Origin of the sequence: Shewanella sp. Actino-trap-3 (assembly GCF_002836275.1) — a bacterium.
Taxonomy (GTDB): Bacteria; Pseudomonadota; Gammaproteobacteria; order Enterobacterales; family Shewanellaceae; genus Shewanella; species Shewanella psychromarinicola.
This window is the reverse complement of sequence record NZ_PJCE01000001.1, coordinates 2012050-2034408: the sequence shown is the minus strand read 5'-3', so window position 1 is coordinate 2034408 and position 22359 is coordinate 2012050. Positions and strand designations below refer to the sequence as shown.

General features: G+C 44.3%; 16 protein-coding genes and 1 pseudogene. 7 read left to right on the top strand and 10 right to left on the bottom strand.

The features are described 5' to 3' along the window. Window positions 1-88: 88 nt before the first annotated feature. Window positions 89-1558, bottom strand: coding sequence for an ice-binding family protein (locus CXF80_RS08655; protein ID WP_101032491.1), 1470 nt, complete (start codon window positions 1556-1558; stop codon window positions 89-91). A gap of 274 nt (window positions 1559-1832) precedes the next feature. Further along, a complete protein-coding gene (locus tag CXF80_RS08650) occupies window positions 1833-4511 on the bottom strand; it encodes an Ig-like domain-containing protein (protein ID WP_101032490.1) in 2679 nt (892 codons plus the stop codon). Window positions 4512-5077: 566 nt separating this feature from the next. Here CXF80_RS08650 and CXF80_RS08645 point away from each other — a divergent pair. The 4 genes from CXF80_RS08645 (at window position 5078) to CXF80_RS08630 (ending at window position 11513) form a co-directional block, all read left to right on the top strand. Beyond that, a complete protein-coding gene (locus CXF80_RS08645; protein WP_101032489.1) occupies window positions 5078-8074 on the top strand; it encodes a PAS domain-containing hybrid sensor histidine kinase/response regulator in 2997 nt (998 codons plus the stop codon). Next, entirely contained in the window at window positions 8074-9663 is a 1590-nt protein-coding gene (locus tag CXF80_RS08640; protein WP_101032488.1) for a sigma-54-dependent transcriptional regulator, read from the top strand. The genes CXF80_RS08645 and CXF80_RS08640 overlap by 1 nt, the downstream gene beginning before the upstream one ends. A 476-nt stretch (window positions 9664-10139) precedes the next feature. Further along, on the top strand, window positions 10140-10517 hold the full coding sequence (locus CXF80_RS08635; RefSeq protein ID WP_101032487.1) for a PA2779 family protein: 378 nt from the start codon (window positions 10140-10142) through the stop codon (window positions 10515-10517). Between the two features lie 30 nt (window positions 10518-10547). Continuing rightward, the gene (locus tag CXF80_RS08630) at window positions 10548-11513 is read left to right on the top strand and encodes a PA2778 family cysteine peptidase (protein ID WP_232772069.1); all 966 of its coding nucleotides are present in this window, start codon (window positions 10548-10550) and stop codon (window positions 11511-11513) included. A gap of 112 nt (window positions 11514-11625) precedes the next feature. Here the strand turns inward: CXF80_RS08630 and CXF80_RS08625 are convergent, their stop codons facing one another. The 4 genes from CXF80_RS08625 to trhP all read right to left on the bottom strand — a co-directional run bounded on the left by CXF80_RS08625 (window position 11626) and on the right by trhP (window position 15891). Continuing rightward, on the bottom strand, window positions 11626-12093 hold the full coding sequence (locus CXF80_RS08625) for a hypothetical protein (RefSeq protein ID WP_101032485.1): 468 nt from the start codon (window positions 12091-12093) through the stop codon (window positions 11626-11628). Window positions 12094-12344: 251 nt separating this feature from the next. Beyond that, on the bottom strand, window positions 12345-13088 hold the full coding sequence (locus CXF80_RS08620; RefSeq protein WP_232772068.1) for an ice-binding family protein: 744 nt from the start codon (window positions 13086-13088) through the stop codon (window positions 12345-12347). 1168 nt (window positions 13089-14256) lie between these two features. Then, a complete protein-coding gene (locus CXF80_RS08615; protein WP_101032483.1) occupies window positions 14257-14514 on the bottom strand; it encodes a YfhL family 4Fe-4S dicluster ferredoxin in 258 nt (85 codons plus the stop codon). A gap of 12 nt (window positions 14515-14526) precedes the next feature. Next, window positions 14527-15891: a prephenate-dependent tRNA uridine(34) hydroxylase TrhP gene (trhP, locus tag CXF80_RS08610; protein WP_101032482.1), complete on the bottom strand. Its 1365-nt coding sequence runs from the start codon at window positions 15889-15891 to the stop codon at window positions 14527-14529. 252 nt (window positions 15892-16143) lie between these two features. On the opposite strand from trhP, the gene CXF80_RS08605 reads away from it, so the two are divergent. Further along, a complete protein-coding gene (locus CXF80_RS08605; protein WP_101032481.1) occupies window positions 16144-16986 on the top strand; it encodes an HDOD domain-containing protein in 843 nt (280 codons plus the stop codon). Between the two features lie 138 nt (window positions 16987-17124). Then, entirely contained in the window at window positions 17125-18609 is a 1485-nt protein-coding gene (locus CXF80_RS08600) for a putative bifunctional diguanylate cyclase/phosphodiesterase (protein ID WP_232772067.1), read from the top strand. Between the two features lie 51 nt (window positions 18610-18660). Here the strand turns inward: CXF80_RS08600 and CXF80_RS08595 are convergent, their stop codons facing one another. Together CXF80_RS08595 and CXF80_RS08590 are read right to left on the bottom strand one after the other, a co-directional pair. Next, window positions 18661-19092 carry an acyl-CoA thioesterase gene (locus CXF80_RS08595; protein WP_101032480.1) on the bottom strand — a complete coding sequence of 144 codons (432 nt, stop codon included), beginning with the start codon at window positions 19090-19092 and terminating at the stop codon, window positions 18661-18663. Window positions 19093-19127: 35 nt separating this feature from the next. Beyond that, window positions 19128-20135, bottom strand: coding sequence for a substrate-binding periplasmic protein (locus CXF80_RS08590; protein WP_232772066.1), 1008 nt, complete (start codon window positions 20133-20135; stop codon window positions 19128-19130). 302 nt (window positions 20136-20437) lie between these two features. Here CXF80_RS08590 and CXF80_RS20410 point away from each other — a divergent pair, with 302 nt between their 5' ends. Next, window positions 20438-20617 (top strand): hypothetical protein, encoded by a 180-nt coding sequence (locus CXF80_RS20410; protein ID WP_232772065.1) that lies wholly within the window; start codon window positions 20438-20440, stop codon window positions 20615-20617. A 497-nt stretch (window positions 20618-21114) separates the two neighbouring features. Here CXF80_RS20410 and CXF80_RS08580 read toward each other — a convergent pair whose 3' ends face one another. Then, a complete protein-coding gene (locus tag CXF80_RS08580; RefSeq protein ID WP_101032479.1) occupies window positions 21115-21588 on the bottom strand; it encodes a LabA-like NYN domain-containing protein in 474 nt (157 codons plus the stop codon). Between the two features lie 17 nt (window positions 21589-21605). Next, window positions 21606-21814, bottom strand: a pseudogene (locus tag CXF80_RS08575) (hypothetical protein); the annotation flags it as partial. Window positions 21815-22359 lie beyond the last annotated feature (545 nt).

The following is a 22359-nucleotide window of genomic DNA, read 5'->3' as shown; positions in this document are numbered from 1 at the left end:
CAAAGGATGGTGACATATTGCCAGTGCTAGACTAGTGCTAGACTCTTTATTGCTAGAATATTAGTGCTAGTCATAGCTAGTAGCAGATCTACTCAGCGGGTTCGACCACGATATTATGATCTAAGGTGGCGGCCGTTTGGGTCATCAATCTGCCGTTAACCGTCGCGTCCGTATTTAAGCTTATGCCTTTTTCAGCCAAAACCACACCCTCAAAATGCACCGTTGTATCAAGTGCTACACCGGCACTTCCGGCCACTTGCCAGAAGATATTTTTTGCCTGAGCGCCGCCTTCTAAAGTAATACGACTGGCACCCTCTTGAGTAAGGTCACCTGCTATCTGAAAAATCCACACGTCATTGGCACTGCCTGAAAGGGTCACATTGGTAGTGATCAACACACCTGAACTCCACTTATATAGACCTGGCTCTAACGTCATGCCACTAATATTACCGGCACCGAGTTCAGTATAGTCGGGTAACGTTCTGCCAGCAGCATCGTTATAGGCTGTGCCCATATCAAGCACGGCTTGGGCAACCAGAGTATTATCAGGTGCTGCGCCTTTAAAGCAGTTAACTACACCACTACCTGTGTATCCGACGTCTGAGCCATAAATAGTACCGTTGATTTCAGAACACGTTACATTGTCCATCGCCGCCGACGTGATAGGGCTTGCACCTATGTCGCCTGTTATAGCGGAAGCTGGAACATTGGTAATACCAGATTTAGTCAAAATGGCAAAATCCCCAGCAGTGCTTAAGTTAACCGGTTTTGGCCCAAGAGCCGCGGCAGCACTAGTGGTAAAACTCCAGCTGAATTTCGTCGCTAATAGATTAGCTGGGATCGCCAAATCGGCGATAGCAGTAGTCAGGCTCGCGGTATAGAGCGTATTGGCCGCTAAATTATCATCTGGATTGAAGCTTGCCTTGGTGCCTTGAAAACTAATCACACCCGGGACAAGATTTGTACCATCACTTAAGGTAAAGCTGGATCCGTTTACCGTATTAGGATCAAGCGCTTCACTAAAATCAGCGGTCACATTTCTATTCAAAGCAAAATTCTTGGCTAGATCAACCGGGTCGTTTGATACTATTTGTGGCGCAATAACATCATGCAACGCAGAGGTGGTAAATGACCAGCTAAAGCCACTGGTCAGCGCGACGCCTTTAGCATTTTTTACATCCGTTGTGATTGATACCTGGTACTGAGTGTTATGCGTAAAATCACTGTTTGGGGCAAACACAGCGGTATGACTCGTTTCATTATAAGAGACGGCTCCTACCACGACGGTTTCGCTGGCATCTTTTACAATAAAGCTGGCATCATTAATCGTTTGCCCATCCATGGCTTCATTGAAGGTTACTGTGACCTGTTGGTTGATCGCCACATTAGCAGCAAGATCACTTGGATTGCTGATATTAATAGTCGGCACAACTTCTGGCGCAATGACGGACACAATAGCTGGTTCGTTGTTATCGTCACTACAACCCGCGACTAAGGTAAGCAGCACTGCGGCGCTAGCCCACATCGGCTGAGTAAAATGTTTTTTGCTTGTGTGCATATTTTGTATCCTTTAAAAAAATTTAACCTCGCAACACCAAAAATGCTTACGTCCTTCATCGGGAATGGAGCCGATAAATAGATTCTCTTTGCTGCTGTGAATGGTCGGTTATGCCAAAAGGCATTCATTGATAGGTAAATGGTTTACCGGTAACGGTGCTTAAAAATCGCAATGTTTTGCGCTTATATCAGCACCGCTTAGGGATCCTTGAGGAGACAAGCTATCTGTCTCCTCGGTCTTTTGTTAAGTCGACTCGTGTCAGTCGACCGTCAAACTAAGGTTTTTTGGTTATATCATTGGAATCCAAAGTAACCTCTTCTGTAACCGCCATTAGTCGACCTGTGACTATAGCATTGGTAAGCACATTCACTTTTGACCAAGCGAAGACATTGCCAGCGAAGCTGGTGCCAGTGCCGATAACGGTCTTTCCAGCGGTTCTCCAATAGACGTTCTTTGCCTGTGCGCCATTGCTAAGGACAATGTCGCCACCTGGAGCACCAGTCGTTAGGTCTCCGCCTATGGTAAAGATGAACACAGAATCTGGCTCTCCTTGAGCATCAAGCGTAAGAGTACCGGTCTGAATAGTGACGTTAGATGCCGTTTTATAGACACCACGAGTCATGGTCAGATTACCCAATTCAATTGGAAGCACCTGAGTAGCAGCATTTGGATTAGGATCTTTCGCGAGAAAGCTATAGGCAATACCTAAATCAGTTCTCGACTGATTGATAAATGCAACCATTGAGGCATAAGGCACCGGAACAACATAAGGGGGTGTGCTGTCGTCGCCCGCATAAGATAAGCCATTGGTCAGTTCGGCAAATTCGCCAGCATGCTCCTCGACAGGGGTGACAGGGGTAAAGCCTGCATAATAAGAGCGTGCTTGGTCAAGAATCGCCAAGTCACCATCGACAATGGCAGAACCACTCGTGGTCGTAATGGCCTGTGAGGCAAGGATGGCAAAACGCGCCACTTCACCCAATTCAGGTGCCAGCGGGTTGTCGAGTAACGCTGCTTTGACCGTCAGGGTCGTTTCCGCTGAATTGCCGTCTAGTGTTGCACTAATGACGGATGTACCGACATCAACGCCGCTAGCGAGACCGCTGTTTGACTTACCGTTGGCATTCATAGTGGCTACCAGTGTATCGGCAGATGACCAAGTAACTGATGAGGTGATATTAATTTCGCTAGTGTCAGAATAAGTCCCTGTAGCAGTGAACTGTTTCGTATTACCGTTAGAAATTGTCGGATCACTCGGCGTTACTGTAATTGAATCCAGCGTCGCATTTATGACAGTCAAGTTGCTATCATCGGTTATCGTGTCTAAGGTTGCCGTAATAAGCGACGTACCTGCATCAATACCAGTGGCAAGACCGTTAGTATCTATCGTTGCTACTAAGAGATCTGTTGATGACCAGGTTACCTCTGTCGATACATCATGTACAGAGTCGTCTGAATAAGTGCCGGTGGCAGCAAACTGCTTGCTCATACCCTTGATAACACTTGGAGTAGCTGGCGAAACAACTAATGAACTCAATGTGGCATTAGTGACAGTTAATGTCGTACTACCTGATGTTGCACCTGATGTTGCGCTAATATCTGACGTACCAGAGGCCACGCCACTTGCAAGACCATTAGTGTTTACTGTAGCAACACTGGTATTTGCAGAAGACCACTCAGCTGAGGCCGTGATGTCAGTCGATGTTCCGTCTGAGAAAACCCCTGTAGCTTTTAATTGTTGCGTTTGGTCTTTGGGAATACTTGGATTGGCTGGCGTTACCGTAATTGAAGATAATGTCGCATCCGTAACCGTTAACACTGAAGTGGCTGATATCGCGCCTGAGGTTGCGGTAATAACCGACGACCCAGTGGCAATACCTCTTGCAATACCACTAGAGACCACTGTCGCAACACTGGTATCAGCCGATGACCAAGTCACTGAGGCGGTGATATCAACAGATGTACCATCAGAATACGTACCGGTAGCAGTAAACTGCTCGGTCAAGCCATTGGCAATGCTGGAGTCAACAGGTGTTAGCGCAATTGAACTCAACATCGCATCCGTAACAGTTAACGTTGAAGTAGCTGATTTAGCATCAAAAGTTGCGGTAACAACTGAGGTACCCGTGGCAAGGGCACTCGCCAGACCACTATCATTTACTGTCGCAACGTCGGTATCTGCAGATAACCAAGTGGCTGACGCCGTAATGTCAACCGAGATACCGTCTGAATAAGTCGCGGTCGCGGTCAACTGCTGGGTCAAGCCGTTGGCAATGCTTGGGTCAACGGGCGTTAACGCTATTGAACTTAAAATAGCATCTGTGATGGTGAGTTCAGTCGTTGTTTCCTCAGAGCCTAAAGAAGCGGTAATAAGCGCAGAGCCTATGGCTACGCCGCTGGCAAGGCCACTCTCATTCACTGTGGCAACTTGGGTATTGGCAGAGGACCAAGTGACTGATGCGGTGACATCTGGCGACGTGCCGTCCGAATATGTGCCTGTGGCGATAAACTGTTTGGTCAAGCCATTGGCAATGCTCGGATTAGCTGGTGTGATGGCCAGAGAATTGAGCGTCGCATCGGTGACGGTTAGCGTGGTTGTTGCCGATTGCACATCTGATGAGCTTATAGATGCTGTAATCGCAGCTGAACCTGGGATAACCCCTATGGCAAGACCGCTGCCATTGATTGTGGCAATAGCCGAGTCATCAGATGACCAGGTTGCCGAGCTGGAGATATCAGACGAGGTGCCGTCCGAATAGGTGCCTATAGCAGTAAACTGTTGCTTCAAGCCTGCGGGCAAGCTTGAATTGGCAGGGGTAATTGCTATGGATGATAGTACGGCCCCATTATCGTTATTAGTGTCGTTATTATCGTCGTTATTACAACCCGCTAAGAGGAAAACTCCCAGCAGCATCGTAAATAGAAGCGATGCCTTTTTCTTAAATATATTCATACCATTATTCCTTAGAAATTCTGTGAAATTACGTTTACATTCCCTTTACTTTTCCGTCTTCTTCCTGCTTATTGTTGATGGCGACAATGACTGATAATCAAGTTCGATTCTCTGTTGTGTGATCTTATCTGTTTACTGAAAAAACTAGACCTATTTTCCGGGTGAGATAGTGGTAACGTTAATATAGTTAAAGCAATAGTCATGCCAATAAGTTAAAAGCTGTCAAATATAATTAAGTAATTGTTTATTAACAATGGTTTATTACTATCCATTCATTAATTACATCGACGAGGCAGGAATATTTTAGGCCTCAACATATGACAGAACCGTAATATATGGAGGGGTTTGTGTTGTAAAAACAGTAAATAGTACGGTTTTCCAGGAGAATAAATTTAGGCGTTTTAAGTCATAAAATGTTATATTTACGCCACTGAAAAAATACCTAAAAGGCCTCAAAGGCCGCATTGAAATTGCTTCCTTTGTTTCCTCCCGCATATCTGTTTTGCCTGTGTGAAGCCAGATAGGTCGTTTCGGCCAGGATCAACGGATAGTGATAGAGATTCGTCATGAAAAGTAACAATAAAATAATTCCGTCAAGCTTAGCCAAGTCTGATGCCGAGCGGTTTAACGCGGCAATTGAAGAGATCACCGAGCGCAGGCAGGCTGAAGAAGCACTGCTCAATGCCGGGGCGCTGCAGCGGGCTATTTTCAATAGCGCTAATTTCTCCTGTATTGCTACCGATGCTAAAGGCGTCATCCAGATTTTCAACGTAGGCGCCGAACGGATGCTGGGTTACTTGGCCGATGACGTGGTGGACAAGATCACGCCTGCCGATATTTCCGATCCCCAGGAAGTGATTGCGCGTGCCGAGGCGCTCTCAGCTGAACTTGGCACCCTGATAGAGCCTGGCTTCGACGCGCTGGTATTCAAGGCGACACGCGGGATTGAAGATATCTATGAATTGACTTACATCCGTAAGGATGGCAACCGCCTTCCTGCCGTGGTATCGGTCACGGCACTGCGCGACGAGCAGGAGGCGATCATCGGTTATCTGTTGATCGGCACCGATAATAGTGTTGGCAAACAGGCAGAAGAAGCGCTGCTCAAAGCGGGCGAACTGCAGAGTGCCATTTTCAACAGTGCCAACTTTTCCAGTATTGCCACGGATGCGGAAGGCGTTATCCAGATATTTAACGTGGGCGCCGAGCGTATGCTGGGTTACACAGCGGAAGAGGTGATGAACAAGATCACCCCAGCCGACATTTCCGATCCCCTGGAGGTTATTGAGCGCGCTAAAGTACTCAGTCTTGAACTTGACACCCCGATCACCCCCGGCTTCGATGCGCTAGTATTTAAGGCGACACGCGGGATTGAAGATATCTATGAATTAACCTACATCCGTAAGGATGGTAGCCGCTTTCCGGCGGTAGTGTCGGTCACAGCACTACGCGACGACGAGGAGAGCATCATAGGTTATCTGTTGATCGGCACCGATAACAGTGTCGGCAAGGCAGCGGAAGAGGAAATTATCAAAGCGGGTGCATTGCAGAATGCCATTTTCAATAGTGCCAACTTTTCCAGTATTGCCACCGATGCACTCGGCGTGATCCAGATTTTCAATGTGGGCGCCGAGCGTATGCTGGGCTACACAGCAGATGAGGTGATGAACAAGATCACCCCCGCCGACATTTCCGATCCACAAGAAGTTATCGAACGCGCCAAAGTACTCAGTCTTGAACTTGACACTGCGATCACGCCCGGGTTCGATGCTTTGGTGTTCAAAGCCCGGCGCGGCATTGAGGATATCTACGAGCTTACCTACATCCGCAAGGATGGTAGCCGCTTTCCGGCGGTCGTGTCGGTAACCGCGCTCCGAGATGAGCAAGACGCTATCATAGGTTATCTACTGATCGGCACCGACAACACCGCGCGTAAACGCATCGAGCAAGAGCAAAAAGACCTCAGTCAGCGTCTGCAAGACCAACATTTTTATACCCGTAACCTGATTGAATCCAACATCGATGCACTGACGACTACCGATCCGTCCGGTATTATTACCGATGTTAACAAGGAGATGGAGCTGCTCACGGACTGCAGCCGTGATGAAATGCTCGGTACGCCATTTAAAGACTACTTCACCAATCCGGAGCTTGCCGTGGCTGGAATAACAAAGGTGCTATGTGAAAAGAAGGTCACCGACCTTGAGCTCACCGCGCGCGCCCAAAACGGCCTGGAGACGGTAGTCTCCATTAACGCGACCACTTTTTATGACCGGGACAACAATCTGCAGGGAGTGTTTTACGGTGCCCGCGATGTGACCGAGCGCAATCGTTTGGATCAAAAATTACAAGACAAAAATGTTGAGTTGGAAAGTGCCACTATGGCAGCAGAGAAAGCCAACCTCGCCAAATCCGATTTTTTGTCTAGTATGAGCCATGAACTGCGTACGCCACTTGGCGCGATCCTCGGTTTTGCTCAACTACTAGAATCGAGCACGCCACCCCCGCAGCATACGCAGCAAAAAAGCATTGCTCAGATCCTCAAGGCGGGGTGGTATTTGTTGGAGTTAATCAATGAAGTCCTCGATCTGGCGTTGATCGAATCTGGCAAGCTGCCCATGTCAATCGAAACGATTTCGCTGGACGAAGTGATGCAGGAATGCATCTTGATGAGCGAGCCGCAAGCGAAAACCTATGGTATCAAGATGATCTTTAACCGTTCGGACTCGATGAACTTTGTCAACGTCGATCGGACCAGGCTAAAGCAGGTGATTCTTAATCTGCTTTCCAATGCGATTAAATACAATCGTGATGGGGGCAGCGTGATATTAGAAAGCAGCCAAAGCACGGAAGATATGATCCGGATCAGTGTCCGCGATACAGGTGAAGGATTGTCTGAGGAGCAACTTGGGCAACTTTTCCAACCGTTTAACCGTCTGGGGCAAGAAGCCAATAATCAAGAAGGAACTGGGATCGGGCTGGTAGTCAGTAAACGTTTGGTCGAATCGATGGACGGCATTATCGGTGTACAAAGCCATGTCGGCGTTGGCAGCGTGTTCTGGTTTGAGCTGAAGCGTACCGTCGACTCCTTATCTAACCTTGATGCTGCCACATCAATGCCCCTGCTACCACTTCAATGTGAGGACCCTGAGCGGTTGAAAAGCTTGCTCTATGTCGAGGATAATCCTGCCAATTTGATGCTCGTTGAGGATATCATTGCCCGTCGGCCCAATCTGCGTTTTCTCAGTGCTACGGACGCCGCCAGCGGTATCGAGATGGCGCATACCTATCAGCCGGATGTGATCTTGATGGACATCAACCTGCCGGGGATCAGCGGCTTGACCGCATTGCATATTCTCAGGGAAGATCCGACCACAGCCGCTATCCCGGTGGTGGCACTGAGTGCGAATGCTATTCCTCGCGATATTGAGAAAGGTCTGGACGCCGGCTTCTTTCGTTATTTGACTAAACCGCTGCGGATTAATGAATTTTTGAAGACATTAGACATCGCGCTTGAATATACTAATCAGTCAGCAGAAATCCCCAATAATGAGGTGACCTGATGACGATCACAGCAACGGACATTCTCAATGCCAAGATTCTGATTGTCGATGATCAAGAGCCTAATGTGACTCTGCTCGAGCAATTACTGCTTGAAAGTGGCTATACAAGGGTGACGACAACCATGGATCCTCAGGCTGTTTGTGGCCTAAATGCTGAAAACTATTATGATCTTGTTCTGCTTGATCTGCAGATGCCGAAGATGGATGGATTTGAGGTGATGGCAGCGCTTAAGGCTGACGATCCGGCCGACTATTTACCTGTGCTTGTTCTCACCGCCCAACCAGGCCATAAACTGCAGGCACTACAATCTGGTGCCAAGGATTTTATCAGTAAACCTTTTGATCTGGTCGAAGTCAAAACGCGCATCCATAACATGCTGGAAGTGCGCTTGCTTTATAAGCAACTGGAGAGCAGTAACGACACACTGGAAGAAACGGTGCAAAAACGTACGGCAGATCTTATCCGCATTAATCTGCAATGCACCGAGGAAATAGAGGAACGTAAAAAGGCCGAAGCGTCACTGCAAGGAACGTATACAGAAATTAAACAGTTGAAGGACAAACTGCAAGCAGAGAACGTTTATCTGCAACAAGAAGTGGCGCGGCAGTTTAATTTCGACGAAATTATCGGTAACAGCCAACTGCTCTCGCAGGTGTTTCATCAAGTTGAGCAAGTCGCGCCGATGAATGCGACCGTACTGCTGCTTGGCGAGACTGGCACAGGTAAAGGCTTAGTCGCCCGCGCTATCCACAGTCGCAGCGCACGCAAAAAAAGGCCGTTGATCACGGTAGACTGTACTACCCTGCCAGCAACGCTGATCGAGAGCGAGCTGTTTGGCCGGGAGCGGGGCGCTTTCACCGGTTCCGATAGTAAACAGATAGGTCGTTTTGAGCTGGCCGATGGCGGTACTCTGTTTCTTGATGAGATTGGCGAAATGCCACTCGAGATGCAGGCCAAACTGCTCCGAGTGATTCAGGATGGCGAATTTGAACGCCTAGGGAGTCCTCACACAATTAAGGTCGACGTGCGCATTATCGCCGCCACCAATCGCAATCTGATTGATGAAGTGCGTAATGGTAAGTTCCGTGAAGATCTCTATTATCGGCTGAACGTATTCCCGATTACCTTGCCGCCCCTAAGGCAACGTAAGGAAGATATTCCGTTGCTGGTCAACCATTTTGTGGCTAAATTTAATAAGAAAATCGGCAAGCAGATTGATATCGTCAGCAACGCGGCGCAGAACACCCTGCAGCAGCATCACTGGCCCGGCAATGTACGAGAGCTGGAAAGTGCCATTGAACGAGCTGTGATCCTCAGCGCAGGAACATCACTGCAGATCTTAGATCGCTTTGATAGCTTTGACAAACGAGTGTCTAGCAACGATCGCTTCGATGGCGTTAACAGACGAGTACCTAGGGAGGAACCTTCGGTTCAAACGCTGGTTGAGTTGGAGCATGAGCATATTCTTAACGTGTTGCAGCAGACCAATTGGCGCATTGAAGGCCAGCAAGGTGCGGCAGTTATCCTCGGACTCAACCCCAGCACCCTGCGTGCCCGAATGCGCAAATATGGCATAGTGCGCCATTAACATTAACTGCGGCACTACAATTAATAAGCAAAATACGGGCAAACATGTTAGATTTTTAAGCGCAATATTGTGGCTTAATATACCCAAATAACCTCGGAATGGACTATTGATCATGTCAAGAAGTGACAGCGTTCAAGGTTCAAGGTTCAAGGTTCAAGGAATAGGACGCCTACGGCTGCTGGAGCGACCTTTGGTCTGCTAGGTTCTAGTGTTGCCTCGCTGCTAGAACGGGCGGCGTCCTACTAGTGCTTCGCTGCTAAGATGTTATAGGATCTCGCCGCGCAGCGTCCTAGCATCTAGGACTGGTAATGTGAGTCGCCGCAGCTCCCAAAACAATTCTCAAATCAGTCCCCAAATCAGCAACAGTCATTTATCTTTCCTGTCTAGTGGGTATCATCCCGATACAGCTTGTTATTGCTTAATATTCGCTCTATTCTCTATGAGGAATTTACATTCGCTAAACCAAAGGAAATCCAATGAAAACAGTTCTCGCAGTCGCCGCAGTAATGTTAACTTATTTGACTTGTATTTCGACCGCCTACGCTGGCGTAGTTTCCTCGGAGCAGGTTATAGTCCAGCAGCAAAGTATTTATAATAAACAGCAAGTTCTCGAAATGTTTAACAGCGCTGAGGTTCAAGACAAACTGGTGGCACTTGGGGTCAGTCTCGAGGATGCAGAGATGCGCATTGCCAGTATGACCGATCAGGAAATAAATCAATTAAATACCCAGATGAATGATATGCCTGCAGCTGCTGGCGTAGTAGGGGTTGTCGTCACAGTATTAGTTGTGTTGGTGGTGCTCGATTTGGTGGGTGTTACCGATGTATTTTCCTTTATTCGGCCGATAAATTAAATCGTATTTTCAAGCATGAATGCCAACAGCATGTTCACAAAAGCCATGTGTATTACTGGCTTTTGTTTATTTCTCAGCGGCTGTCTGTCGATACCACCCCAGACCGCCATATTGCTAGCCAACCCGCCCGCTATTGCGCCTAAACATCAAATTACTGGGGTGCCTTTTTACCCTCAAGAGGATTATTTCTGTGGCCCCACCACGCTCGCGGAAGTATTCAATTTTTATGGGGTAATCAAAACGCCGCAACAAATAGCGCCGGCACTGTTTATTCCAGAGTTGCAAGGCAGTTTACAAATTGAAATGGTTGCAGCTGCACGTCAACAGGGGCTGCTGGCCTATGCAGAATCTGGCAATCTGACCCAGCTACTGTCTTTGGTGAGTGAAAATATTCCGGTCATTATTTTACAAAATGTATCGACCTCATGGTATCCAATGTGGCATTACGCTGTGGTGACAGGCTACGATATTGATAATCAGCAGGTAGTGCTTCATTCAGGCACCGATAAAAACCGTATCGCCGAACTAAAAGTATTTGAACGAACCTGGCTGCGTGGTCAGTATTGGTTGTTGGCTGCCGTGCCAGCGGATAAAACCAGTTTACATTTTGATCCTTTCATTTATGCCAGCGCCGCTCAGGATCTGCTCAGTAGTGGTAAAAGTACTCAAGGGATCAGTGCCCTTGAAAATGCCACCAGACAGTGGCCTGACTACTGGCTAAGTTACTTTTTACTCGGCAATTATTATTTAGCCATTGATAACGCCCAGGCCGCTTTTTGGTATCAACAGGGATTGACTTATATTGATCAACAGGCTGAGCAACAGGCCGCCTATTTAAATAACTTCGCCTATAGTTTGTCTTTGTCTGGTTGCAAACCGCGTGCGATGGCAATGATCGAACAAGCGCGTAGACTACAACCCGAAGATAGCAATATTCGCAGCAGCCAAAAAGACATAGAAAAAATGCCTGATAACGCGAGTTGCTCAGTCAATTAAGCTAACATTATTCAAGATGACAATAAAACTGAGCGCTGTTGATATTGCTGAAGACTTTACTCTCACTGAATAATGGATAAACAGTCTATAAAAACAATATTACGACTTTGGGTTAATCAGCCGATGTTTGGGTGTTTTTTGTAAAGTGCAGAAAAATAGCTAAGGCAATCAAAAGTAATGCAGTACTGCAAATAATGGCGACTGGATAATATAAATTACCGGCGAGATCGAGTTGACTATACTTAATCACCATAATTAATCCCTCAAGCGATAGCGCAATACAAACCGTTCCGATAAATCTAGGGATCGTTCTCCTTAAGATGGCAACAGCATCACTCTCACTTTCCTCATGGCCTGAATATTCTTTATTTATCACCAAAGCCAACTCAAATACTGCAAGCGCGATGATCCCAGTATTGATGCTACTCAAAAAAATCTGCATGATGTCAGTTCCATTTGAAATACCTTTGAAAATGGTCGTCATTAATGAAAACATAATAGCCACAGTTAAGCCTAAAAAAATCATTGTGAATGATTTTGCTAAAATACTTTTAATCCAAAAAAATAATTTATTATTCATCTTACCTTCTGTTATATTTTAACGTTTATACATCACCGAATGGTCAGGGAAAGCCTTTAGCGTTAGCGTATTTAACGTGTAACCTACCAAATAAAAACACCTCCATTGATTTGCTTCAAAATAATTAAAAAAGCAAGAAAAACCAATGAAATAAACCAAAAAAAACAGGATTACAGAGCTGAACTTGTAATCCTGTTAAATTGACTTGTAGGGAAAATATTTACCTAACATCTCCCCCTCTTACTTGCTACTTATTCAGCAGGCTGAGTAATGGCATTTTGTTGTAAAGTCACTGCCGTTTGAGCTAATAATCGACCGTTGATAGAGGTGCCGGTATTTACGGCAATCATCGTTTTACTCAGTACGATACCTTCAAAATGTGAGTTCGTTCCAAGCGTTACCGAGCCTGCGACCTGCCAGAAAATGTTTTTGGCTAGTGCGCCACCCGCTAACGTTACGTTCATTGCATTAGCCTGATCAAGATTACCTGCCACCTGCATAATCCAGACATCATTTGGGCCGCCAGAAAGGGTGACATCTTTACTGATATTAACGTCTGAAGACCATTTGTAAAGACCAGGAGCCATAGTTAGGCCGCCAATTTCGCCGGCACCAAGTTCATTGAAATCCACTGAAACACGTCCTGCGGCGTCGTCATAAGCAAATCCCATGTCACCCACTGCCAATTCTAGGTAGCTTGCTGAATTTATCGCGCAGGGTGCTGGGCCCGCAGCATCAACCGTGTAAATAGCGCCGGTCACTTCATTACAGTTAAGTAGTAGCGCCGCACCTGTGATAGGGCTAGTGCCGACATCACCAACAATGGCAGAACGATAAACATCAGTAATGCCAGATTGGCTCAAAATAGTGAAAGAACCTGCGCTTTTAAGATTAACTGCCGTTGGGCCAGCAGCCATCGCATTTCCAGCAAATAAACCACCAATAACTAATGGCAACAGTAATTTGTTTAAATTGTTTTTAAGCATGATCATCATTATTTCCCTTATAAGGAATGTTAAATTGAGTAGTAACAAGATTGTTACTACTTTCGGACTGGTTGTCCGTTCTATTGAGGTGTTTTGCAACGAGTATGCCAGAATTAATATCGAACCTGAATTAAGCTAATTTATTGATATAAATACTATTTTTCTGTGCTTGAATAATATCAACTGCTAAACTACCAAATACCTAACTAGCATATTTACCTGAACTACCATATTTGATAGTTTCCGTATAACTATTTAAGGGTTTACATACATTATCGAATAACTAATCACCGTCGTTTGAAGGCGGATTATGTTATCTGAGCGGGTGATAAGTTCGAGTGAAAGCCCCTGGTTGTCGCTGAATCGGTGAAGTAAGAAGGCCATAGACTTTCAAGCTTAACTAAGGCCAAGCTCATCGTTCGCATCAGTGAGGTCAATGGCAACGTCATCCAATGTATTGGGATGATGTTGGTGGTGCCAAGGGCTTTGAAAATCTGGCTAACGTCGATTTTTTGTTGCCTCAAAGGCATACATCCAAGCGCCACTATTCCCAGAAATATCCTCTCGGCGCGATAATCTGTTAATGCATACTCAAGGTCGCCATCGCTGATAAGCAATAATTAATATGGAGATATTAAGAGATCGTGCGGTTAACGTTTTGTCGTTAACTCAGATTGGCGAATAAAACCCTCTATCACCATTGCTGATAAGCCATAATTAATATGGAGGTGTTATGAAATCGTGCGGTTAACGTTTTGTCGTTAACTCAGATTGGCGAATAAAACCCTCTATCACCATTGCTGATAAGCCATAATTAATATGGAGGTGTTAAGAAAGGGTGCGGTTAACGTTTTGTCGTCAGCTGAGGTTGACTAATAAAACCCTCTGTCACTATTACTGATGTCGCCATCGTGGATAAGCCATCATTAATATAGAGGAGTTAAGAAAGGGGGCGGTTAACGTTTTGTCGCCCGCGTTGTCTGCTTGACGGTTAATGTCCTCATCTCGTTTCCTAATCTTTGACATGGGTTGCCTAGATCATCCAATAGCACATTGGTCATTATCTGTTAGAGAGGTCTTTATTTATGGCGCAGCGCTCTCTATTGTTGAATGTACAGTCGTTTCGTTAAAGGTAATGACTGTCGGTGGCATAGGTTCAACATAGTCCTTGCCGGTGTTAATCTGCCAGCTTGCCCGTGATTGCTGCGTATTTTATTAATAGCGCATCTTGTGTCTCTATATGTTCTGGGTCGGGATCAATACAATCAATGGGACAAACCGATACACAAGTCGGTTTGTCGTAATGCCCGACGCATTCAGTGCACAATGCGGGATCAATTTCATACACCTCTTCACCCATAGTGATAGCCTCATTAGGGCATTCGGGTTCGCACATGTCACAATTGATGCAGCTATCGTCAATGATTAATGCCATAAAAACCTTAAGTTAACCGGGTTGATGAGGGTTTCGCGTATCTAACCCTTCAGGTAGGTTACGCATTAACATCGCTTTGTTTACATTAATATCCACTGGCAGCGCTAGAAACACGAAGTGCCCCGAGCCTAACGCGGAATCGATTGACTCGCCTTTGCGATTAAGTAACGATTCAATAGTGATAACAAAATTACCTTCGGTTGTCATTACTTCAACACTGTCACCGACGGAAAACTTATTTTTAACGTCAATTTCAGCTAATCCTTGAGCATTTCGTTGCCCGGTAAACTCACCGACAAATTGCTGGCTATCACTGACAGAGTGACCATATTGGTAATTTTGATATTCGTCATGGACATGGCGACGTAAAAATCCTTCGGTATAACCGCGATGAGCTAAGCCTTCAAGGTTGCTCATCAAGGTTCGATCAAAATCTTTGCCCGCAGCCGCATCTTCAATGGCTTGGCGGTATAATTGCGCCGTGCGCGCGACATAGTAAAAAGACTTGGTACGGCCTTCAATTTTTAATGAATCAACCCCCATTCGGGTTAAGCGATCCACATGTTGAATGGCGCGTAGATCTTTGGAGTTCATTATATAGGTGCCATGCTCATCTTCAAACGCTGGCATATACTCGCCAGGTCGACCGGCTTCTTGCAATAGGACAATGTCGCTACTGGGTTGGCCAGAACCTAATGTTGGCGATTCAAACTGTACCGTGGGGGCGACAGGGATGATATCACCGGTCTCAGTTTGCTGTGCTTGGTGCACATCGTATTTCCATCGACAGGAATTAGTACAGGTTCCTTGGTTTGGGTCGCGTTTATTCATGTAACCAGAGAGTAAACAACGGCCAGAATACGCCATGCAAAGTGCACCGTGAACAAATACTTCTAATTCAATATCGGGACAACGTTGACGAATTTCTTCAATTTCATCCAGTGACAATTCACGAGACAAAATTACCCGTTTAATGCCTTGTTGTTGCCAGAATTTAACTGACGCCCAGTTAATCGCGTTAGCTTGAACCGATAAGTGAATCACTTGCTCAGGAAAGGCCTCGCGGACCATCATGATGAGCCCTGGGTCTGACATAATAACGGCGTCAGGCTTCATCGCAATGACAGGTTGCATGTCTTTAATATAGGTTTTTAGCTTGGCATTGTGAGGTGCAATATTACTCACAACATACAATTTTTTGCCAAGGGCATGTGCCTCTTCTATACCGGTGGCGAGCGTTTCCATTTTGAAATCATTATTTCTGACTCGTAAGCTATAACGAGGTTGGCCTGCGTAAACGGCATCGGCACCATAAGCAAAGGCGTAACGCATATTTTTAAGCGTACCAGCGGGAGATAATAATTCAGGTTTAAACATGGTTTTTCTCGACCTAATGGGATATTGCATAACTCAAGGTCGGAAGCTTACTTAAGGATATTAGCGCGGACAAATATAGCCTTGGTATTTGTGATGTCGGTTGTCTTTTTAGTATGACAAAGGCAATATTTAAGCGATTAATTGGCACAACAGCGGACAATTAATTAAGTTCTAGCTTGTTGAGTAATCGCAAACGTTATCGGTTTGGGTATATAATCACAACATTATTGACTATATATTTATGGAGACTCCATGTCGACGGAACATCAACTCTTGGTTGGACTATTAAAGAAGCTTAAAGATGATGCTTTAGTGCTACCGACATTGCCTGAAGTGGCTATGCGCGTTCAAGAAGTCGTGTCTCGTCAAGATTCAAGTCTTAAACAAGTCGCAGATATTATTGGTCAAGATGCCGCTATCTCAGCTCGAATTATTAAAGTGGCTAACAGTGCCTTATATTCTCGGGGTAACAAAGCGGAAAGTATCAATGCTGCGGTTAGCCGTATTGGCTTAGTGCAAATAAAATCTATTACCACTTCTGTTGCCATGGAGCAGTTATTTATCTCCACTAACGAAATGGTGTGGGAAGTCATGGATGAAGTATGGAAAACCTCGATTGAGGTCACCGCTTCATCCTGTGCCATGCTCGAAATGTATAATAAGCGTCATCCCACTAAAAAATTAAATCGTGATACGTTAACCCTTGCGGGCTTAGTGCATAATATTGGTGCATTACCGGTATTAACCGAAGCAGAAGCTCAACCTGAACTGTTTAGTCGAATTGACGATTTACGCAGTTTAGTGCGTAAAATGCAGGGGCCGATTGGCCGTGCTGTATTAAAAACATGGGACTTTGCCCCAGAGGTAATGGAAGTGGTTGAACGTTGGTCTGATCTTCACTACCTGCCTAACACGGTCACTTACCTTGATTTTATTCGATCCGCAGCATTCTACACGGGTGAACTTCGTGCCGGTGAAGACTTAGAGGGAAGGTTAGGGGTGTTTGCCGAGCGCGGGTTACCTGTGACACCAGAAGATCTAGCCAGTGATGAATTTATTGAGATGTATCATTCAATTAAGCAAAGCTACGAATAGCCATTATTAATGGATATTTTTTATGGATATTACTCTTTGAGCCAATACCAGAATGAACACTATCCAAATACAATGCTGTTTAATGTCTAAAAACCACAAGACTGAAACTGTAACATGATGAATTATTTACTGATAACAATGTTATTTATTATTGCAGTTATGCTGTGCATTGTTGCATTCATTTATTGGCGCCAACATCGATTTATTCAGCGATTAACTCACTCGCTTGAACTCAGGTTGCTTAACCAAGATTCATTTAATATAGACTCGTCTTCTAAATCGTTAAAACCGCTCATTAACGTTCTTCATGATTTACATCAATCAAGCCTGTTTATTACCGAACGGGATAAGTTAACCGGATTAGCCAATCGTGTCGGCTTTAAACGAAAAATGCTGGCTAGAATGCCGATTTCTGAAGGTATGCTGGTGCTGGTGGATATTCACCAATTTCGTTTTGTGAATGATTTATTTGGTTTTTTATTTGGTGACAAACTGCTTAAAGCATTTGCAAAGCGGATCGATAGCCTTAATTGCAAAGCACAGTTTATTGCGCGGATGAACGGTAATGAGTTTCTGTTGTTTTATCACCAACCCTTGACTATCGAGCAGTTGCTCACCATAAAAAATGACTTACAAAGACCATTTGAAATTGAACAGCAGCCCATCAGTATCAAAATGCAATTAGGGGTGTTGTCATTAAGTGAACATCATGCGGATGTGAGTTTGATGCTTCGCCGCTTAGATTTAGCCCTGAAGAAAGCCAAAGCATTAAAGCAGCCGATTGCTTTTTATGATCAGGATGATGATAAAGCGCAATACCGAGAATTGCTAATCATTAATGGCTTGCCTAAAGGATTAAAGCAAGATCAATTATTTATGGTTTTTCAACCAAAATTAGATATAAAAAGTGGCCAATGTAAGCAGGTAGAAGCATTGATCCGTTGGCAGCATGAAAGCTTAGGACTAATTTCACCGAGTGAATTTATTCCATTAGCGGAACAAACCGGAATGATTGATATTCTGAGTCCTTGGGTGCTGGATAACGTGTTAGCTCAACAAGCCAAATGGCGAAATATGGGGATTTACGTTAATGTTGCGCTTAATTTGTCATCAACTGATTTAGATAATCCCAATTTGGCAGTCGATGTCGCCACAAAACTATCCCAGTATCTGGTTCCTGCCGAATCCATTACGATTGAAATCACCGAAAGCGCCTTAATGATATCACTAGAACAAACTATTATGACCTTAAATCAATTGCGAGATATCGGGGTTAAATTGGCCATTGATGACTTTGGTACCGGCCATTCTTCTTTGGCTTATTTGCGTCATTTACCCGTAGATGAAGTGAAAATTGATAAAGCCTTTTTAGATGAATTTGAAACGTCCAAAGCCGCGAAACAAATTGTTAAGACCAGTATCGATCTCGCTAAAAATTTAGGTTTTGAAGTGACGGTTGAAGGGGTGGAATCTAAGTCAGTCTTAGAGACGTTACATCTTTTTGGGGTGGATACGATTCAAGGTGATTACTTTGCGAAACCTTTCACTGCCAGTGAGTTTGAACACATTTATCCGCAACTTAATTATTCGCAACTTAATCATCCGCAAATTAAACACCCATAACATAATGGCCTTTAAGGCGACATTGAGACGTTTTAGGTGACCATGCTAAGACTAAGATCCCACCGATAAATGGGCGATTAATTCTGCAGGCATAGGCGCAAGTTGACGCTTCTGGTTCATGCAGACCATTTCAACGGTTGCCGTTACCGCAGGCTTTTTGGCATTGGGACGCCATATTTGCTGTTTCCACACTGTACGATACTTACTTTCAAAATAAAATTGAGTACGAACATCAATAATTTCTGCAAATTCAACCCCATCGTGACATAACATATCGCTGCGATAAACCGCAAAACCTAATTGTTGTTGCTGCCAAAGTTGACTAAGCACATCTGCACCAATGACATGTTCACGCGCGCGTTCGAAATACTTTAAAAAATTAGGATGGTACACCACACCAGAAAAGTCGGTGTCTTCATAATAAATTTGTACCGCAAAAGAGTGAACTGGACTGTATTTGGGCTCTACAGAGACATGGCTCATTACACTATGACCTTATGTTATTCATTGTATTGTGGTTAATTATTTGCGGGCAGAAGCAGTTGATGATACTTGCCTTGTTTTTGTAACGTGAGCAGTCCTTTATCGAGTAATTGGCTAAGGTGCTTTGCTTGTGGATTATGTTTAGAGAACGCGACAAATATTTCACTGGTATGATTGTTAAATTTTGCTTTTATATCATGGCTAACACCCATCTGGTTAATGTAAACATCAGCGACAAGATCATACATAATCGCAGCATCAATTCTGCCCACTAATAGTAAATTGATCAATTGGCGCTGACTATTAACGGTAATAACGTGTAGTTTCAGTTTTTCTACAAGTGTCATAAATTCATCTCCGTATTCATAACCATTCACAATGCCAATCGTGCTCTGTGCTGGGATCTGCCATTTATTATTCACAATGGTAGGGTATTCTTTGGCAAAGAAAAAAGAAGCCGTTACGGTAAAAAGAGGCTCATTACCAAATACAAAGCGATCAATAGTGCTCTGCTCTCGGGTGACATTAAAGACGCCATCAACAGTGCCGCGATCGGTCATAATCAGACCCCGAGAGTAAGGTACGACAATTGTGGAAACCTCAACATCAACTTGCTCAAAAGCATGGTTGATAATGTTGTGGGAAATACCTCTTCCGACTTCATCAGCAAACGGGGGCCAACTATCTTCTGCTGCTAACGTGATTCTTAGTGATTCTGCCACTGCCATTTTAGGGGTGACGATAACGCAAGCGCTTACAAGTGCAAGTAAAGTCAGTTGAGCAAATATACGCCACACTTTGCCCGTTGGAATGTAACCAAGCAGGACGTTTGGGTAACCTATTAACGACATATAATCCTTTATTAAATATTCCTGTTGTGCCAAGCGGATAATAGCACCTTTACTATTAAAGTGATATTTCCTCTGTTGCGAATATCGCCAATCAATAGCCGCTAGAATATGATTACTGCTAATGCCTACAAACTGACTCAGTGATAAATTTATGGTCATAATAAGGGTAACGGAAAAGAGTAATATTGACATCAACTAGTTGATTGTTATGCTAATAGAACAATAGGCTAGCCATAGTGTTAGTCATCAAGTTAGTCATCAAATTAGTTTGTTAAGGCGTCGATTTTGGCTGAAAAAGGATTAAAATAAATACCATCACGGGCGAAAGCTGGAAAGTTACCGTACAAGTTAACGAGCCCCTACGGCTGCTAGAGCGACCTTCGGTTTGTTAGGTTCAAGTGCCGCTTGGCTGCTAAGATTTTATAGGTTCTAGCCACGCAGCGTCCTAGCCTCTAGGCCTTGCCATTCGGGAGCGCTGAAACGAGTTTGTTGACGTGGTTTGGGGATATATCAGCTATAGCCAAAATGATGGCTCAAGAGAAGGGATTAAGTTATGTCAGTTTAATGTGCAGATGAATGCCGTGATGAATAGAGGTGGTCTATTGAGTAAACCCACTTACGATCCGCTGGGCTTTAAGCACAAAGATATAATGTCAGCATTGATGCCGACTTAGCTTAACAGCAAAAAACGTATTTTTAGATGGTGTTTGTTATCGTTGTCCTGGGCACGATAATTTACTTAATCTGACATTGGTATTGCATCACGAAGTGTCTTATAAGTACACAAGCATCAAGCATCAAGCATTTGAGTAATGCCTTTATATTAAAACGTGACGCTATCACTTTTGTTACAAGCCGAGCCGTTGCTCTTTTTTTTACATAATGTTACTGATTTCTTTGGCTAGCATAGCGTAGAGAAAAGCTTTATCGATTTGAAATTGTTGACTGACACACTGACACACTGACACACTGACACACAGACACACAGACAAGCGACATCAATAACAACCCTAACCCTATGAGGTCGCGGTTTCATTTTTGGAAAGGCAAACCATTAAATCGCTTATCTAGAGCGATTATTGATTTAACCGCTAATAGACACTCATCAGGATTTGCTATTGTAAAAAAGTGTCGATAAAGCGTATGTGAAATAAAGTAATGGCGTAAATGGCTAAATCAATAATGTGTTATCAATGGCGGTAAATTGCTGACATTGGTCGGTTAGCGACTTTGCGGTAAGGCGCTCAACACTTACTACATGGGTGTAGCATGTGGTCGTTTGGTTGATTTTTTTGAGTAACAAATCAAAATCACCATCACCAGACAGTAAAATAACTTCATCTACCATGGGGGCTATCTCAAGCATATCGATAGTAATACCGACATCCCAATCTCCCTTGGCTGAGCCATCACTACGCTGAATATAAGGCTTAGTTTTAACCGTAAAGCCAATATGTTTTAGCGCATCTTGAAATTTAACCTGTCCGTCATCTGCCGGAGCAATCGCATAGGCGATAGCATGGCTAATATTGCCTTGTGCGGATAAACGTTTATACAAGGCGCGGTAATTAAATGAACGTCCAAAACCTTGCTTACAGGTGTAATAAATATTTTGCACATCTACGAATACGGCAAGGGTTGTCATTATTACACCTGTGAAGGTTAAGGCTGTTGCGCTTTTTGAGCGGCAATGGCGTCATTAAGTTGTGCTTCAACAAACCCTGGTGAGTGAGTTGACGAAGAGATGAGTCGGTACATTGCGGGGATCACCAATAAGGCGACAACGTCGCCAATGCCATATTGAAGAATATCACAGTTGCTACCGCAATACGGTTTTCACTGCCAGCTGCGGTAAAGACCATTAGCGGTATTGGATAAAATGCTGCTTTTGGACTCTTTCAATCAATCTGCGATAGAGGGGTATGTTGAACACTGAATCGAACTATTTAAACGACTGGCTGTGTGCGACTTGATTTCGATAAATCGGTAATTAAATGATTAGTAATATCTTTTTTGAGTGTAACTAATGGCTGACTTTTAGTGGCACGTTTTTTATTTATCGCCTCATATTCAGTTAATATGACTACTTTTTCAGTTTCAAGATGTTTGCCGTCTTGTTGTGGTTTTTGAGTTAATTCATCGATTAAAGAAACAGATTTTTCAATTTTTTTATCGGTTTCGGCTATCGCCGTATTAGCCCTAATAACCTTAGGTAATAGTGCAATGAATTCGTTATATCGTTGTCGTTATAAAATAATTGCTTTTTTCCGCACGTCAATGTCATCTGCCTTGCCTACAGCACTTTGAACTCCCGCTGAAAGATCACATATTTAATAGGATTGGTATAAGCACAATAAAACACGGTAAATTGAACCGTATCTCACTGATATCACCGTTAAACTGGCTTACAAACTGA